This is a genomic window from Anabaena sp. 54 (assembly GCF_017355725.1).
Lineage (GTDB): Bacteria > Cyanobacteriota > Cyanobacteriia > Cyanobacteriales > Nostocaceae > Dolichospermum > Dolichospermum heterosporum.
In genome coordinates, this window is the sequence record NZ_JAAVWA010000005.1 from 154,125 (window position 1) to 170,719 (window position 16,595).

A 16,595-nucleotide genomic window follows, 5' to 3' on the forward strand; every position below is an offset into this window, starting at 1 on the left:
GAAAGCAAAACGCGAAAACAGAAATATTGCTGAATCAGAATTACCGATTTTATGGATTTTAACACCAACTTTTTCATCTCGGATGATTGCGGGTTTAGGTGCAAATGAAATTGTAGAAGATTGGATTGAAGGTGTTTATTTTCTGCCGAATATTCTGAAAACAGCAATAGTTGTTATTCATCAATTACCAGAAAATGAGGATACATTATGGTTGAGAGTTTTGGGGAAAGGAGGAACACAAAAAAGAGCGGTAGAGGAATTAACTGAATTACCAGAAAATAACCCTTTTCGAGAGAATTTGTTAGAAATTTTAGCGGACTGGCGCAAGAATTTAGAATTGAGAGATAATTTAAGTAGGGAAGAAGAGGAAGTAATTAATTATGAACTTATCACCGGCTTATTTACAACAAATAGAAGACTGGAAGCAAGAAGGAAAGCAAGAAGGACAACTTTTGTTGATAACTTCTCTTCTGGAAGGGCGTTTTGGTAGTTTGGATGCTGAGTTATCTGGTTTGGTGGAAAAGATTGCTAAATTTCCTATTTCTGAACGTACTCAGTTACTTCTTTCTTTGGGTAATTTATCCCGTGAAGAATTGTTGCAAAGATTGGGGAATGAGGAAGTTTGAGGGGATTTACGAAACAAAAAGACCCCCGATTTCTTGAAGAAGTCGGGGATCTAAAATCTAATTATGGGTTATCAGTAATAAACTGATATAGGAAGGTGGGTACTTTCCCAATATAAATTGTGGAAAGCACAATCCAAGAGGGGATATCGAAAACGAACAAATTATGTTACTAAATCGGCACTGGTAGAATTGCGTTTCAGCGTGAATACAGCCAAGATAATTCCCACAATTGCTAATCCCGCAGTTGGATAAAAGAAATTAGTGTAACTGCCGAAAATGTCCCTAATTTTGCCAGCTAATAAAGTTCCACCCAAAGCCCCCATACCGTAAGCAGTGAAGACAATACCGTAATTTTTGGCGTAGTCTTGGGGTTGAAATATGATTAAAGTGGAAGTAGGAGCGATCGCTAACCAACCCCCCAAAGCCAAGTAAAATAGCGAAAAAGCGACTATATAAGTTAGTACACTTCCCTTTCCAGCACTCAGCATCATAATCGAGGCAATCAAAATCAAAACAAAGGAAACAATTGCCGCCAATTTTGGCGTAAATTTGTCTGTGAACCACCCAAAAAATAACCGCCCTGCACCATTAAAGACAGCGAACAGGGAGACTGTATTTGCGGCTGTTGCTGCATCCAATTTAATAATTTCCTGTGCTAGAGGACTAGAAATACCAATAGCTGCCAGTCCGGCAAAAGAACCAATGCTATAACAAAACCACAAGCCATAAAAACTGGAAGTCTGAAGAATTGATCCTGAAGTTTTAGTATGAGAATTTGCTTGAACAGCTACAGGTGGAGTCCATCCTTCCGGTTGCCAACCTTGGGGAGGAGTTGTGAGGACAGTAGAAATAGCGGTAATAATAGCTGCAAAAGCAATACCTAAAATTACAAAAGTTTGCCGAACTCCAAAAGCATCTATCAGAAACTTTGCCAAAGGTGCAGTAATTAAAGGTGACAAACCAAACCCAATCACAGTAGCACCAACAGCCAAACCTTTTTTATCGGGAAACCACTTAGCTACCACAGCCAACGGTACACCGTAAGCGATACCCACACCCATACCAGCAATTACACCATAGGTAATAGTTAGTGTGGGAATATTGCCACCCAAACTAGAGAGAATATAACCTAATGCCGTAATTAACCCACCAACACCTGTAATCAGACGAGTATCAAAACGATTGATATAAAAGCCAGTGATTGGCATTAAAATTGCGAAGACAACCAACAGCACAGTAAATGGCAACAGGCTATCAGTGGCACCTACATTGAGAAGTTTTTCTAAAGGTTTTCTAAAAATACTCCAAGAATAAACTGTACCCAAGCACAGCAGGATAGTGATACTTAGAGGTATCAGTATCCATCGCCCTTTCTCAGCAGGCATACCGAACAATTGTACTTTTTCCATTTGTTGTTATGTGAATAAGGGTGTTGTTATGTGAATAAGGGAAATAATTTTTTTCTAGTATCTCACTTTTTGGCTAAATTAACACCAACTCAGTTACTTCTTTCTTTGGGTAATTTATCCTAATTTATCCCGTGAAGAGTTGTTACAAAGATTGAGTAGTGAGGAAAGTTAGTAATGATATATTTTTTGGCAGTTTGACGGAATTTCCCAAACTGCTCATTATTTTTTGGCGAAAGCACCTGTAGCAGAAGGTTAAGATAATTGTCGTTAAAAATCTTTATTAGGTTGAAACTGGTAACAATCTAATCAATTAAACAAAAATATAACTGTTACTGAGGTAATTTAGTGAAACCTATTCTATCACAAATTGAGAAGGAATATTCTCCTCGTAGTCCTTTACACCAGTTTCGATTTAAAGAAGTGATCGCCTTTCATTGTTTTCGTTGTGGAACTTCAAAGAAAGCAAAACTACTAACTTGCAAATCATCCCGCAACCATGAGGGGAATAAAGGACGAAGTGGACGGTTAATCAGACGACTGGCAAGAATTGCCTTTTCCGGTGGACGACCTTGATTTTGGGGAGTGCGATAGCGAAGCGCACCGAAGGTATCGCTATTAGATAAAATAGAATAAGATAATTCTGACTCTACATATCTCAAACACATCCAGTAGGAAAATATGACATTAACCGAGTTACTTCCGTCAATTAAACAACTTTCAGCACCAGAAAAACTCAAATTAATTCGCATCCTTGCGGAAGATTTGGACACTGCTGAAGACATTTCTCCATTAGAACCCTTTAAAACATATCACCTACCAACGCCTTATAATAACTTTGGTGCAGGAGAAATTCTCATGGAAGCACTAAATCAATCAATTTATAATGATTAAATTTTATGCGGTTTAAGTATTCAACAAGCCACCCCAGCCAAAACGAATTTGATAGTTTACCAAGAGTTCTATTAGTTTTGCGTCGAGGAGATCAAATAGTAGAAGCAATTGGTTTAGTAGATAGTGGTGCGACTATCAACGTTTTACCTTATGAAATAGGTCTTCAATTAGGCGGAGTATGGGATGAAAGCAAAGCCATTATCCAATTAGCAGGTAATATCAGTCAAGCAGCAATGCCATTTTTCGCAAATGCTGAAATAGGTGAATTTCCCTCAGTTAGATTGGCTTTTGCATGGGTGAGTAAACCAAATGCACCTTTAATTTTGGGACAAACTAACTTTTTTATGGAATTTGATGTTTCTTTCTATCGTTCAAAACTTGAATTTGAAATCAAACCTAAATCCTAACAAAATCTCTCATGTATCGTTATTGGTAGTGTCTCATAGGTAAGGCGATCGCTTGTAGGATGATTTTGAGGAGTGCGATCGCACTGCGCTTCATTGACCTATCAATATGTACTCAATACTAACATCCTCTCAAATTTGGCAAGACATCCTCAAGGTATGGTTATTTTATATGTTTCAAAGTATAGTTATTTAATTAGCTTTCCGTCTGGACAAGACCCATTATATATTGATCCTCTCTTGTCATCTATTTCCCAATTACCTTTACAATTAAAATTCCTAGCAATTACCGGGAGTGAAAAAGTCATTATGTTGTCTAAAAGAATCTTACCTTGTTTAGATGTCAAGGCGGGCAGGGTTGTGAAGGGAATTAACTTTGTGGATCTTAAGGATGCGGGTGATCCTGTGGAACTAGCCAAGGTTTACAATGAAGCCGGTGCAGATGAGTTAGTGTTTCTAGATATTACGGCTACTCATGAAGACAGGGACACAATTATTGATGTGGTTTACCGGACTGCTGAACAGGTCTTTATTCCCCTGACTGTGGGTGGTGGAATTCAAACCTTAGAAAATGTTAAAGGTTTGTTAAGAGCAGGCGCTGATAAGGTTAGTATTAATTCTGCGGCGGTCAGAAACCCAGATTTAATTAATCATGCCAGCGATCGCTTTGGCAATCAGTGTATTGTTGTGGCTATTGATGCTAGACGTAGACTTGATCCTGAGAATCCTGGCTGGGATGTATACGTTCGCGGTGGCAGAGAGAATACTGGTATTGATGCCCTTCGCTGGGCGGAGGAAGTAACAAAACGGGGGGCTGGAGAATTGTTGGTAACGAGTATGGATGCTGATGGAACTCAAGCTGGTTATGATTTGGACTTGACAAAAGCGATCGCTAATGCTGTAGAAATCCCCGTCATCGCTTCTGGTGGTGCAGGGAATTGTGAACATATTCACACTGCTTTAACAGAAGGTAAAGCCGAAGCTGCACTTTTAGCGTCTTTGTTACATTTTGGGAAACTAAGCGTAGCACAAATTAAAACTTATTTGCAAGAACGCCATGTTCCTGTCCGTCTTCCTACTTGATATCAAATACAGCGACCAACTGCATCTATTGAAGACAAAACACAGTTATCCAAAACAGTGTTAAGATAATCTTACTTCTATGAAGAAATATTAAGAAATATGTTGATTCCTATTTTAATCTTTGATGTCGCACTTGTAGCATGGTCGCTACACCTAATGGAAAAAGCTTATCAGCATAAAGAATTTTCGCTCATGCTGGCTGGTATACTGGTGGCATTAGCCGCAGCAGCAATGCTAGTAGTTTACTTTTTAATGGGAAACTGTATGACCTATTTGTTACAAGTAACTTAGTTTGGTAATTGGTCATGGGTAATTGGTAATTGGTAATTGCCATTCTGGAAATCCAGTTGTTATATTAGACTAAATCAATAGTAGTTAAGGATTTAGCAACTGTGCGAGATGATTTACAGGGATTGGATATTAGTCATGATCAACTTCAAGATGCGACTAACTTACCTGTTGATAATAAATTAATAATTATTACTGATATTATCCAGCAATTCAGTATAAGGTTGCTAAAAAAAGCTCGAAAAACAGAAATTGCTACTGTGGTTTTCGCGGGAATTACCATTTCTGTTTGTACTTATCTATTAGTAAAACTATCATCTTGGCTATCATTAATTATTTTCATTTTATGGACAAGTGGGAGTATTCAAATATTATTATATTTATTATGGAGAGGTAAAAGTAAGTTTCTGAAGCAGAATATGACCAATTCTTTGCGGATTTTACTAAATGATGTGGAAAGATATAATTCCGTGATTAAAGCTATAGATATTAACGACCAAATTGAGGATGTTGGCAACTTAGGAGTAAGTATACAAGAAAGAGAAAAAGTATTATTAGCACTTGAATTAACTAGAAATGATTTAATCCGCGCTTTAAAAACAGAGAGAATTTTGCGAGAAAATAAAAGTTTTATTATCACCAATTCTGATTTATTTACTAATAATTTAGCCACTTTGGCATCAATGCAAGTTACTGAAGAAGCCACAGAACATGGTAAATTATTAAATGAAGCCTTGCAAATTTCCCTAGATGTACAGCAGGAAATGAAAAAGTTGCAAAGTCAGAGTTAATACTTTATATATATTTATAGCGGTATGCAATTGAATGAGATAAAGTCAGCAAATCGTAAAGTCTTCTATTCTACAAACTTTGGAAATGAACTGGCAAGAAATTAGAGGCAATTGGGTACTTATTCCCCGTAATCCTATCGGGATTATTCATTTTTTAGGTGGTGCATTTGTCGCCACCTTACCACATTTAACTTATCGTTGGTTACTGGAAAACTTGGCGGATCAAGGATATGTCATTATTGCTACACCTTTTGTGAATACATTAGATCATATAGCGATCGCTAAATCTGTCCTCCATAAATTTGAATATACTCTCGAAAAGTTACAAGACTCTGGAAAACTCCGCAAAATTTATCTTCCCACCTATGGAGTCGGACATAGCATGGGTTGTAAACTGCATTTACTAATTGGTAGCCTGTTTCCAATCCAAAGGGCTGGTAATATTTTAATATCCTTTAATAACTTTGCCGCCAGTGAAGCCATACCATTAGTAGAACAGTTAAATTCCCAGTTAAATTCCCAATTAGACATTGAATTTACACCTACACCCGCACAAACCAACCAAATAGTCCAAGACAGCTATCAGATTCGGCGAAATTTATTAATAAGATTTAATAAAGATAGCCTAGATCAATCAGCAAACTTAACAATAATTTTACAACAACTCTTTCCTGATATGGTGACAACACAAACTTTATCAGGCACTCATACCACACCTTTAGGACAAGATGTTAAATGGCAACCAGGAACTTCCTTTAGTCCCTTTGATGCTTTAGGACAATGGTTAAAGCAAGAAGTTTATCGAGATTTAAATCAATTAAAACAAGTTATATTGTTTTGGTTAAATCCCCTTTCTTAATAATCTCATGTTTGAAATCCTAATTATTGATGATGACCGATCCATCCAAATTTTCCTCAAAAGAATCTTAGAAAAACAAGGTTATCAAGTTATTACCGCGAGTACGGGAGAAGAAGGGATTTTAAGAACGCTGGATTCACCTCCAGCCTTAATTATATGTGATTGGATTATGCCGGGATTAACTGGGATAGAAGTATGTAATATCATTAAAAAAGATCCCAAATTATCTACCACATTTTTTATTTTATTAACATCTTTAGATTCCGTCGCAGATCGAGTTAAAGGATTAGATGCTGGTGCTGATGATTTTATCTCCAAACCTATCGAACAAAACGAACTCCAAGCAAGAGTTAGAGCCGGGTTACGTCTACATCAATTAAGTCAGGATTTACAGACCCAAAAGCTACTTTTAGAAACAGAATTATCCGAAGCTACAGAATATGTAAAATCCCTTTTACCCCTGCCTATAAATAACCCCCTGAGTATTCAGTTTAAGTTTTTGCCATCCAGGCAACTTGGTGGGGATTGTTTGGACTATAATTGGCTGGACGCTGATTCTTTAGCTATTTACCTACTAGATGTTGCTGGTCATGGACTAAAAGCAACTCTGCCTTCAATTTCTGTATTAAATCTCTTACGTTCCCGCGCTCTCAAAGATTTAAATTACTATCAACCTAGCGAGGTATTAGCGGCTTTAAATAATACCTTTCAAATAAATTATCAAAATGATAAATATTTTACGATTTGGTATGGAGTTTATAATCGAGTTAGTCGGCAGTTAACATACTCTAGTGCTGGACATCCACCAGCTATTATCATTTCTGGTAACTCTCCTACTAACACAGAAGTAAAAAGATTAAAAACTCCAGGAATGCCGGTGGGGATGTTTCCTGAAGCTAAATATGTTGATGCTTATTGTCAGATTGAAAAATCTAGTACCCTTTATATTTTTAGTGATGGTGCTTATGAAATCACTCAATCAAATGGTAATCTTTGGAGTTTGGAAGGGTTCACTCAGATTTTAATTAGCCTACAATATTCTGTTGATAATCAACTTGATTATATACTGGATTACCTAATTAAATTAAACTCCAAAGAGATATTTGAAGATGATTTATCTATTCTTCAAGTTAAATTTGATTGATCAAATAAGTAGGTGAACACAATAAAACCAAAGTGTGTAAAGAAAAGTAAAATCGCCCAAAGCTTCTTCACTCTCGCCTCTCGCCTCTTACCTCTCGCCTCTTACCTCTTACCTCTTACCTTTTGCCTCTTACCTCTTACCTCTTACCTCTTGCCTCTTGCCTTCCTATAACGACAATTTTCAATGCTAACCTACTTGGCAGAAAGCAAAAGATTTTCAAATGCTTCTTGACTAGGAACAATTGTAAATTTGCTATCCATCCCGGTTAATTCAAATAGCATTCTAACTTGTTCATTAATTGAACAAATTACCATCTTTATACCTAATTCTTGTAAAGCTTTAAATGTTAAAATGAGAGTGCCTAATCCAGAACTATCCATAAAGGTAACATTATGACAATCAACTAACACAATGGACATTCCACTTTCCATTACTTCTGTAATACTTTCTCGAAAGTTTTGAGAGCTATTGGCATTGAATCTCCCACTAATGGAAATCACTTTCACCTGCTGATTCATAATATGCTAATTTTGATTTATTTAATAAGGTTCTGATTTTGATTTTATTAGTATATCTTAACGTTAAATTGAATAAAGACATTTTGTACACAAAAATATTGAGCAATTTTTCATCAGGCATTTATTCCAGTTTCTTATAACCCAAAATAGTGATCCTTTAGAGCATTTTTGGGAGATTGAGTCGCAACAAATACAACAAATAATTATATGGGACTGACTCTAGCTCGGTATAAAAGCTGGTCGTGTTGCATATAACCTGGATAACGTACCTTAATGATTTCTCCTGGTTGTGCTGTTCCCTCTAATAATTGATGAAATTGTGGATTATAGGGAATTTGGTCGCCGACAGCAGCGATCGCTTGCACATTCCAAGTCTGTAATAATGTCTCTAGGGGTTTATCTACCAAAGGTAGTATTTTCACCGCTGATAACTGGTGATCCTCCCTGGCTCTATGTGCTGCTATTGGCCATTGTAATAGTAAGGATTCCAATATTTGTAAACTCGATCGCTGAAATTCTTGTTGTAATACTTCCCGTTGTTCTAACATTGATAATGTTAATCTTTCATACTCAGATTGTAAATCCGTAATTTGTCTTAATAAGTTTATGTTTTTATGAGAGGAATGAGTGTTGTTGACACTTGAAAATAAACCATCAACACTGAAAGTTTCTACCAACTCAATCCAAGATATTTGTAAAATCTCTGACAGTTTTACCAATACTTCCATCCGCATCTGTCCGATTTTCCCCCTCCGCAACTGCAAAATTTGCCATTGGGAAACACCAGCAGCACGACTTAAAGCGTTAAAACTATCACAACCAACTTTTTGCATTAAATTTCGCAAATTATCAGTCAAGTCAACTTGCGCCATAAAATCTGGGATATAAGATGTTGTTAGCTATTATACCTTTTTTCCAGTGAAACTATTCTTCTATACTCAACATGGTTGAAATATGGACTTTTGGAAAATTACGAAAAACCTAGATTTGTAGGGGGTAAAGCAAGAGCTTCATTGGTGTCAACTTAACGTAAAACCTCTATCCCGCAAAGAACTCAAGTCATCTCATTCCCACTCAGAGACTGGGAATGAATTCTAGAAGGCTCTGCCTTCAATAATATTAATTCAGAGGGAACAGGGAACGGGCAACAGGGAACAGGAAAAACTCATGTTTAAAAACATGAGATTGAAATAATGACACTGTTTTTTTCGTGCTACGCATCTTTTAAAAACATCCTTTTTTTGACTGAAGCTCTAAACTTGTGCAAATGAGTGTTTCTTATTTGCTCCCAGTTAAGAGTTCCCTGTTCCCTTCTTTTGTAATTGGACAAAAATATTTACAGTCATTGCGAGCGAAGGGAAGCAATCACAACCCTTGGAATTGCTTCATTTCACTTCGTTCCATATGGCTAACGCCACGCTGCGCTAACGCAATGATATTGTGTAATTAACTCTGTCTCACTACTTAGAGGCAGAGCCTCATCAACTGCATTCCTAGTCAGAGACTAGGGGACTTCCAAGAAATAAATTATCCTGATTAACGAACCACAGAGGCGCAGAGGACACAGAGGAATAAGGGTTTGAGAGATTTTTGCGTTAGGTGGTTGAGTATTTTTTTATTTGGAAGTCCCTAGGAACGAGATGTGGTAGGGATTTGAGCTTAAGTTGACACCAATGAAGCTCTTGCTTTACCCCTACCTATAGAATCAAATAGAATCAAATAGAATCAAATAATTAAGCCGCATTGAGTATAGTTGGCTTATACAGCAGCAGGTTGTCATTAAAAATTGTCGTTATCACTAAATAAATCATACTCATAATGAGTTTTATTTGCAATTGTGCCGAAGAAAAGACGTAATGGTATTATAGAAGCGCGTAAGTGAAAAATATATAATATTCCCAGTTGCTAATTATCTAACTTGAGATTGGTAATTTGTGATTCTTCCTGCCGCCCTGCATCTTCTTATCATGATTCAGAGGAAGAAGCAACAGGGAACAGGAAAAACTCATGTTTAAAAACATGAGATTGAAATAATGACACTGTTTTTTTCGTGCTACGCATCTTTTAAAAACATCTTTTTTTTGACTGAAGCTCTAAACTGGTGCAAATGAGTGTTTCTTATCTGTTCCCTGTTCCCTGTTCCCTTCTTTTGTAAATTGAGTTAATTAATTTAAAACCTCTCCGACAATATAAGGGCAATCAGAATTAGTTTGCATGAAAATATTTATTTGGCGTTCTTCCTACAGATTAATAACAACCTTGTGCTTATTGGGATTGACTGCCGCATCAGAACCCGTAAGCAAAAACCAGGATGTAAAATTGCAAATTGGTATTGTCCAACGATTTGGGGCTAAACCCACAGACAAGTTAGAATTATCTGCCACCAAGGGCGATCGCTTAACATTAAAATTTGCAGTAGGTAGTCAACAGCAAACCCTAGTCACAGACAAACCCATCCAGTTAGCAACATTCATGCAGCCCTTAACCCAAACAGTGGTTCAGGAAGTATTAGTGCTGGGTGACTTTCGCACCTTTGAAACAGCCGAAGATAACGCTAATCACTGGCGTTCCCAGGGTATAGAAGTGGAAATATCCCAACCAGAACGCTGGCAAGTATGGGCAAAACGGGACGTTTACAGCACTCCCTTAATTCGCCGCTTACTATTAAAAAGTATAGAAACATCCGGTGATAAAAATGCTTACTTAGCCACCAATATTTTATCAAAAGTCCCAAAAATTACTTGGGTAGTAAATGGTAAAAATTATAGTCCCAATTATCTGGAAGTGACTGCGGGTAAGGAATTGGTCAAAGTCAGTACCGATAACAAACTCGAATCAAAGGGTGTTTATCCCGGAAAAGTGACCTTGCAGCCTAACGCCTATGGGAATTATACCTTAGTGAATACCGTCCCCTTGGAAACCTATGTGCGAGGAGTTTTACCCCATGAAATTGGCATAGATGCGCCAATGGCAGCCCTAGAAGCACAAGCGATTATTGCTCGCACCTATGCTTTGCGAAATGTTCGCAGATTTGCGGTAGATAATTATCAGTTATGTGCTGACACTCACTGTCAAGTTTATCAAGGACTGAGCGGAATTGCTAAAAATACAGATCAGGCGATCGCCTCGACCAGAGGTCAGATCCTCACTTATAATAATGAAATAGTTGATGCTTTGTATTCTTCCACTACAGGTGGTGTTACCGCTAACTTTAGTGATATCTGGAATGGAGAAGATCGTCCCTATTTAAAACCGGTCATAGATGCTGCTAATCAAAATCTTTGGAACTTATCACATCAGAATCTAGCAGATGATCGGAACTTTGAGAAATTTATCAATCTTAAAGCCGGATTTAATGAAAGTACATGGGATGTATTCCGTTGGCACAGAGAAACGGACATCAATAAAATTACCAAAGACTTGCAAAAGTTCTTACAAGCGAAAAAAAGTCCCTATAGCAAGTTCAAAAAAATTCAAGCCATGTCCGTCGTTCAACGCAGTCCCAGTGGACGGATTTTAAAACTGGCTGTGAAAACAGATATTGGCGTTTTTACCTTACAAAAAGATGAAGTTCGCAGTGCCTTCGCTGCCCCCATCAGCACGCTTTTCTACATTCAACCATTGAATAAAGGTCAAACCAATCTGTGGGGATATGCTTTTATTGGTGGTGGCTTAGGACATGGAGTAGGTTTAAGTCAAACAGGCGCTCAGAATTTAGCCAAACTGGGTTGGTCTAGTGCCAAGATTCTGGAGTTTTATTATCCGGGGACTAAAATTAAAGGAAACAGGTAATTGGGGAATTGGTGCAACTCCTACTCAGTAGCCAATTCCCAATCCCCTTTGTAGAGTGGATTTTTTTACTAAAACTTAGTAAAGGTCTTCTTCTCTGTGGGTTTCGATAGTGACATCAGAAGTAGGATAAGCAACACAAGTCAATACATATTGAGCTTCAACTTGGTCGTCGTCTAAGAAAGACTGATCAGATTGGTCAACAGTACCGGAAATGATTTTACCAGCACAGGTTGAACAAGCACCAGCCCGACAGGAGTAGGGTAAGTCAAGTCCAGCTTCTTCCGCTGCATCTAGAATGTAGGTATCGTCTTCAACGTCAATGGTTGTGTCCAAATCTTCTGATTTGTTGATTAGTCTGACTTTGTAAGTAGCCATTTAATTATCCTCTGTTGTGAAATCGGCAGTATAAGTGATGTTTAAGCAAATTTTACAGCTATTCTGATGGGATTAAGTGCTGGTTTCAATTTACTTGAGTTCTGATCCCCAGGAAAAGGTTACAAGGGGTGACAGAAAATTAACTTTGTGAGGTTGATCTAGTTCCAAGATTTTAGAGTTCTATGATCCAGGAACTAAAATTCAAGGGAATAAGTAATGGGACAGAATTAATTACACAATTGATTTTTCTGTTCCCAGTTAAGAGTTCCCTGTTCCCTCTCTCAACGAGTGAATTTAATTTTGTCCGACTACTTAAGTAGTTGGGCAATTGGTAAAAGTCTTACTCAGTAGCCAATCCCCAATTCCCTTTGTAGAGTGGACTTTTTTACTAAAACTTAGTAAAGATCTTCTTCCCTGTGGGTTTCGATAGTGACATCAGAAGTAGGATAAGCAACACAAGTCAATACATATTGAGCTTCAACTTGGTCGTCGTCTAAGAAAGACTGATCAGATTGGTCAACAGTACCGGAAATGATTTTACCAGCACAGGTTGAACAAGCACCAGCCCGACAGGAGTAGGGTAAGTCAAGTCCAGCTTCTTCCGCTGCATCTAGAATGTAGGTGTCCTCAGGACATTCAATAGTTTGGTCTAAACCTTCGGCTTCGTTGAATAGTCTTACCTTGAAAATAGCCATTTAATTATCCTCTGTTGTGAAATCGGCAGTATAAGTGATGTTTAAGCAAACACTACAGCTATTCTGATGGGATTAGCCGCTGGTTTAAATTTGCTTCAATTCTGATACTAAGGGAAAAGTTAAAAGTTATAACAGAAAATTGACCCCGATTAGTAATGAAATTTAGTTACTTATTACCAATAAGTTTTTGTTATATGAAATACCCGCTGGGATAGATGTCAAAGTGCATCAGACCTGAGTTCGGAGTTCGGAGTTCGGAGTTCGGAGTTCGGAGTTCGGAGTTCGGTGTTAGGAGTTCGGAGTTTGGTGTTTTTTCCTTGACTTTTTTCGTGATAGTTACCAAAATTCTGATAATGATATCAATTTGTTGCCTAAGACATTTGACAGTATTCTCAATAAGCTTGATTTGAGATTTAGATAGAGATGCGATGGCTACGCCGCGCCGAAGGCATCGCCCTACCCAAATCATGGAGAAAGCGACAAAGTTTGACAATCCTAACACCGAACTCCTAACACCGAACTCAGGCATCAGGTAGTTCATTTTCTACGCAGCGCAGACGTGGATATAAGTAAGCAGTCAAGGTTGCAGCTAGAGAAAACAGACCCATGATGATCAACATTAAACCCATGCCGCGACCATGACCAACCCCAATAATCTGGCCAATGCTATTGGCTAAAGCTCCATCTTGCGCCATGATTGGTTCAAAAAATTGATCAGCTAATGCTCCGCAGGTCAGGTAGGCCAGTGGTAAAAACCCCTGCATAGCAGCACTACGAAAAGCAAAGACCCTTCCCTGGACTTCTGGGGCTACTTTTTTCTGATAGATCCCACATTCCGCACCCTCAACTGTCACAGATAAAAAAAAAGCCACTAAAGTAGTACATAATAAAGTCAATTCAAAGGTTAAGAGGCTTAATAATAAGAAATAGCATTAAAAGAGAAATGGTGTGAGAAAGTGAAGCTTGGTAACAAAAACAAAATAAAAAAATGAATTGATAAGCAAATAAGAAATAATTGATGACAACAGAAATATTAGACGAAACTGTTGTGAAATTAAAACCTCAAGAAATAGAAATTCAGAACATAGACCATTTAGGGATAGTAGCATTCCCTCTGTGATAGTTTGGGGTGCGGAATGTGCGATTTATGGTTCGAGATAGCCAAGCAATCAAAACACACATTTTTTGTTCACTTCAAGCATTTTTTCTAAACGAAAAAATGCGCTCCCTCAACATAATTTATAATTGGTAAGCTGTTGTGCAGCTTGATTGTATAATAGAAAATTAAGTTAATAAGCAATCACCAGGAAGTATGCCAGCAAAAAACCATCTATCACAAGAGCAGAGAGAAAAGCTATTAAAAAACCTAAAAGAGCAAGAAAACCCATACATAAGAGAGAAGATACTGATCTTGTTGTTGATGAATGATGGGAAAACTTACCAAGAAATTAGTAATTTTTTAGATATCGCATATCCAACAGTAGCATATTGGGCAGTACATGGAGATCCTGATAACCTAGAAAGTTTTTTGGATGGAAGAAGAGAAGGTAACTTCCGTAAAGTTACCAAAGAATATGAAGAATTATTATTAGAAATAATAGAAAAAGAGCCGGCAGAATATGGCTATGAATTTGGTCGTTGGACAGCGGCTAGATTAGCAACATATCTAGAATCAGTAACAGGAATTAAGTTAAGTGGTTCTCAGGTAAGGAGAATCTTAGCGAAAAAAAAGTACGTTTACCTTTGGGCAAGATATAGCTTGGAAGACAAACAGAATCCAGAGAAACGGAAGTTATTTAAAGAAAAATTGGCAGAATATTTAAAAATAACTAAAGAAACGCCAGAGCGTTTACAGGTATGGTTTTGGGACGAAAGTGGATTTAGTTTGAGAGTGATAAGAAGAAAAACATGGGGAAAGAAAGGGAACAGAAAAAAAGTAACGGGACAAAGAAGACTCTTGATGAGTAAATATTATGGGAGGGTTGCGTTATCATGACAAAAAAAGAATTAATTTTGTCATAAAAAAGGGGAACGCAGATGTTTTTTATGAACAGTTGACATCATTGAATAATTTTCTAAGACAAGAATGGATAGAACAAGGAAATCAAATTGAAAGTTTTCAGAATAATTCTGCCAAGATAGTTATTATTCTAGATAATGCCAGTTTTCATAAAAGAAAAGATATTTTAGCTCGGATTGAGTCAGAAATGCCAAATATTATTTTGGAATTTTTACCACCGTATAGTCCAGATTATAATTTAATTGAATTAGTTTGGCATTCCGCAAAAGAATATATAGCTCATAGATTATTTGAATCAGTATCACAGCTAGAAGAGTTGTTAAATAAATTGCTAAATGAAGGAGGTCTTATTATTAAATGGGAGCGCAAAATTAAAAATAAAGGTAATGCCGTTTATTAAATTTAACTGCGTAACAGCTTATGAAGTGCAGAGAAACTTATTCACTTTAGTCGTCCGCGACTACATTGTGGACAATCTTACCAATGCTTATGGTGCTTAATCAACATGAATTAGTTTTTTTGTCAATGCGTAACTCCTAATGATTATAAATACTTCTCAAGAAATTTAATTTTTTTCGCGAAGTTTGTCAAGGATATTGTGATAATAGCAATCAAGGCAAATATCATCAAAAAAATAATTGAATCTGGTAATGGAGAAAATTCTAAATTTTGGGGATAAACCCAAACAGCTATATCTATTAAAATATGATGAATACAATAGATACCTAGAGAACAATTAGAAATTAATTGTATGAAGACAGGTGGTGGATATGACAAATAATTAATAGCCAAATAACTAACGATATAGGCAGAAATAATTAGAGATAGTCTCGAGTAAATTGGCAAAAGTAGTCGATGTTCCCAGAAGTCATAACCTTGTAGATATCTCCACTCGATTACTACTGTACAACATAGGATTAGCAAGATGACACACCACGCTGCTACAGACATTTTATTTAATGAATTAGTTTCACTATCTAGCTGCATATATAAGAGGTAAGAAGAAAATATGTAGGGAATAAAATTTAAAGGATTCCAATGTTGAGTCATATCGATATTTAATAAAGCCAGGGGAAAAATTCTAATAAATGGCAATAAAAACACAATTAGACTGCTAATTAATAAAAATGAAACCACAAGATATTTATTTTTCAACAAACCTATTTTCATTAATAATCCTGAGATGGCAGTTAATAATATCAGGTCGGATAAAAAATACATTAATGTATGTCCCCCAGAAGCAATGAAGGTGGTAATAGATAGAAAATTTAATGAGGGTAATTCTCCATGTTCTATAACTAATTTGCTAAAAATTGGATATATAAGAAACCATAGAACATAAATTTTTGTTATATCAATTATCCTTTTTTTGAAATATTTTTCTTTGAGATTAAGGTTAAAATAAAAAAGAAATAAAGAAATCTGTAAAAATACAGGAACTGCGAGAAAGCCCAAATTATAAATAAATGAATTTATCAGGACTTCTTCGATTGGCGTGAAATGGAAATGATTTGAAAATTCATGTTGAACATGCAAGAGAACAACTATTAAAGAGCAGATAACTCGCAAATAGTCAAATCCATATAATTTTCGGGAAATTGTTGACATAAGGTTCTATATTTTAGCTCGATATTTAACTGAAATGCTACGTAAAAATGCTGAAATATTTGACTCAGTGGGGAATGATAAAGAATAATCAA

18 protein-coding genes and 2 pseudogenes are annotated in these 16,595 nt (G+C 36.7%); 12 read left to right on the forward strand and 8 right to left on the reverse strand.

Annotated features, from left to right (window positions below; genetic code table 11):
• The first annotated feature begins 82 nt into the window (after positions 1-82).
• Positions 83-490, forward strand: a complete 408-nt coding sequence (locus HEQ36_RS08435) for a hypothetical protein (RefSeq protein WP_168635726.1) — start codon at positions 83-85, stop codon at positions 488-490.
• On the forward strand, positions 453-626 hold the full coding sequence (locus HEQ36_RS08440) for a hypothetical protein (RefSeq protein WP_233455467.1): 174 nt from the start codon (positions 453-455) through the stop codon (positions 624-626). The genes HEQ36_RS08435 and HEQ36_RS08440 overlap by 38 nt, the downstream gene beginning before the upstream one ends.
• A gap of 161 nt (positions 627-787) precedes the next feature.
• Here the strand turns inward: HEQ36_RS08440 and HEQ36_RS08445 are convergent, their stop codons facing one another.
• Both HEQ36_RS08445 and HEQ36_RS08450 read right to left on the reverse strand, forming a co-directional pair.
• On the reverse strand, positions 788-2,035 hold the full coding sequence (locus HEQ36_RS08445) for an OFA family MFS transporter (RefSeq protein WP_168635961.1): 1,248 nt from the start codon (positions 2,033-2,035) through the stop codon (positions 788-790).
• Between the two features lie 431 nt (positions 2,036-2,466).
• The gene (locus HEQ36_RS08450; protein WP_168635960.1) at positions 2,467-2,694 is read right to left on the reverse strand and encodes a hypothetical protein; all 228 of its coding nucleotides are present in this window, start codon (positions 2,692-2,694) and stop codon (positions 2,467-2,469) included.
• Between the two features lie 19 nt (positions 2,695-2,713).
• Here HEQ36_RS08450 and HEQ36_RS08455 point away from each other — a divergent pair, with 19 nt between their 5' ends.
• From HEQ36_RS08455 to HEQ36_RS08485, 7 genes are all read left to right on the forward strand, one after another.
• A complete protein-coding gene (locus HEQ36_RS08455) occupies positions 2,714-2,926 on the forward strand; it encodes a hypothetical protein (protein WP_027402869.1) in 213 nt (70 codons plus the stop codon).
• A gap of 5 nt (positions 2,927-2,931) precedes the next feature.
• On the forward strand, positions 2,932-3,333 hold the full coding sequence (locus HEQ36_RS08460; RefSeq protein WP_053541033.1) for a hypothetical protein: 402 nt from the start codon (positions 2,932-2,934) through the stop codon (positions 3,331-3,333).
• 306 nt (positions 3,334-3,639) lie between these two features.
• Entirely contained in the window at positions 3,640-4,413 is a 774-nt protein-coding gene (gene hisF / locus HEQ36_RS08465; RefSeq protein ID WP_039203271.1) for an imidazole glycerol phosphate synthase subunit HisF, read from the forward strand.
• Positions 4,414-4,512: 99 nt separating this feature from the next.
• Positions 4,513-4,704 (forward strand): hypothetical protein, encoded by a 192-nt coding sequence (locus HEQ36_RS08470; protein WP_168635959.1) that lies wholly within the window; start codon positions 4,513-4,515, stop codon positions 4,702-4,704.
• Between the two features lie 101 nt (positions 4,705-4,805).
• Positions 4,806-5,492, forward strand: coding sequence for a hypothetical protein (locus HEQ36_RS08475; protein ID WP_168635958.1), 687 nt, complete (start codon positions 4,806-4,808; stop codon positions 5,490-5,492).
• A gap of 85 nt (positions 5,493-5,577) precedes the next feature.
• Positions 5,578-6,351 (forward strand): DUF1350 family protein, encoded by a 774-nt coding sequence (locus tag HEQ36_RS08480; protein WP_053541031.1) that lies wholly within the window; start codon positions 5,578-5,580, stop codon positions 6,349-6,351.
• A gap of 7 nt (positions 6,352-6,358) precedes the next feature.
• The gene (locus HEQ36_RS08485) at positions 6,359-7,495 is read left to right on the forward strand and encodes a SpoIIE family protein phosphatase (RefSeq protein WP_053541030.1); all 1,137 of its coding nucleotides are present in this window, start codon (positions 6,359-6,361) and stop codon (positions 7,493-7,495) included.
• A 191-nt stretch (positions 7,496-7,686) separates the two neighbouring features.
• Here the strand turns inward: HEQ36_RS08485 and HEQ36_RS08490 are convergent, their stop codons facing one another.
• Both HEQ36_RS08490 and grpE read right to left on the reverse strand, forming a co-directional pair.
• Positions 7,687-8,013: an STAS domain-containing protein gene (locus tag HEQ36_RS08490; protein WP_168635957.1), complete on the reverse strand. Its 327-nt coding sequence runs from the start codon at positions 8,011-8,013 to the stop codon at positions 7,687-7,689.
• A gap of 203 nt (positions 8,014-8,216) precedes the next feature.
• Positions 8,217-8,885 carry a nucleotide exchange factor GrpE gene (grpE, locus tag HEQ36_RS08495; protein ID WP_053541028.1) on the reverse strand — a complete coding sequence of 223 codons (669 nt, stop codon included), beginning with the start codon at positions 8,883-8,885 and terminating at the stop codon, positions 8,217-8,219.
• A gap of 1,342 nt (positions 8,886-10,227) precedes the next feature.
• Here grpE and HEQ36_RS08500 point away from each other — a divergent pair.
• On the forward strand, positions 10,228-11,805 hold the full coding sequence (locus HEQ36_RS08500) for a SpoIID/LytB domain-containing protein (protein ID WP_168635956.1): 1,578 nt from the start codon (positions 10,228-10,230) through the stop codon (positions 11,803-11,805).
• Between the two features lie 75 nt (positions 11,806-11,880).
• Here the strand turns inward: HEQ36_RS08500 and HEQ36_RS08505 are convergent, their stop codons facing one another.
• The 3 genes from HEQ36_RS08505 to HEQ36_RS08515 all read right to left on the reverse strand — a co-directional run bounded on the left by HEQ36_RS08505 (position 11,881) and on the right by HEQ36_RS08515 (position 13,747).
• Positions 11,881-12,180: a ferredoxin gene (locus HEQ36_RS08505; RefSeq protein ID WP_039201987.1), complete on the reverse strand. Its 300-nt coding sequence runs from the start codon at positions 12,178-12,180 to the stop codon at positions 11,881-11,883.
• 395 nt (positions 12,181-12,575) lie between these two features.
• The gene (locus tag HEQ36_RS08510) at positions 12,576-12,875 is read right to left on the reverse strand and encodes a ferredoxin (protein ID WP_053541026.1); all 300 of its coding nucleotides are present in this window, start codon (positions 12,873-12,875) and stop codon (positions 12,576-12,578) included.
• 521 nt (positions 12,876-13,396) lie between these two features.
• Positions 13,397-13,747 (reverse strand): hypothetical protein, encoded by a 351-nt coding sequence (locus HEQ36_RS08515; protein ID WP_205748509.1) that lies wholly within the window; start codon positions 13,745-13,747, stop codon positions 13,397-13,399.
• 269 nt (positions 13,748-14,016) lie between these two features.
• Between HEQ36_RS08515 and HEQ36_RS08520 the strand changes: the two are divergent.
• Together HEQ36_RS08520 and HEQ36_RS08525 are read left to right on the forward strand one after the other, a co-directional pair.
• A pseudogene (locus HEQ36_RS08520) lies at positions 14,017-14,124 on the forward strand (IS701 family transposase); the annotation flags it as partial.
• A gap of 63 nt (positions 14,125-14,187) precedes the next feature.
• Positions 14,188-15,295, forward strand: a pseudogene (locus HEQ36_RS08525) (IS630 family transposase).
• A gap of 143 nt (positions 15,296-15,438) precedes the next feature.
• On the opposite strand, the gene HEQ36_RS08530 reads toward HEQ36_RS08525, so the two are convergent.
• The gene (locus HEQ36_RS08530) at positions 15,439-16,503 is read right to left on the reverse strand and encodes an acyltransferase (RefSeq protein ID WP_168635955.1); all 1,065 of its coding nucleotides are present in this window, start codon (positions 16,501-16,503) and stop codon (positions 15,439-15,441) included.
• Between the last annotated feature and the right edge of the window lie 92 nt (positions 16,504-16,595).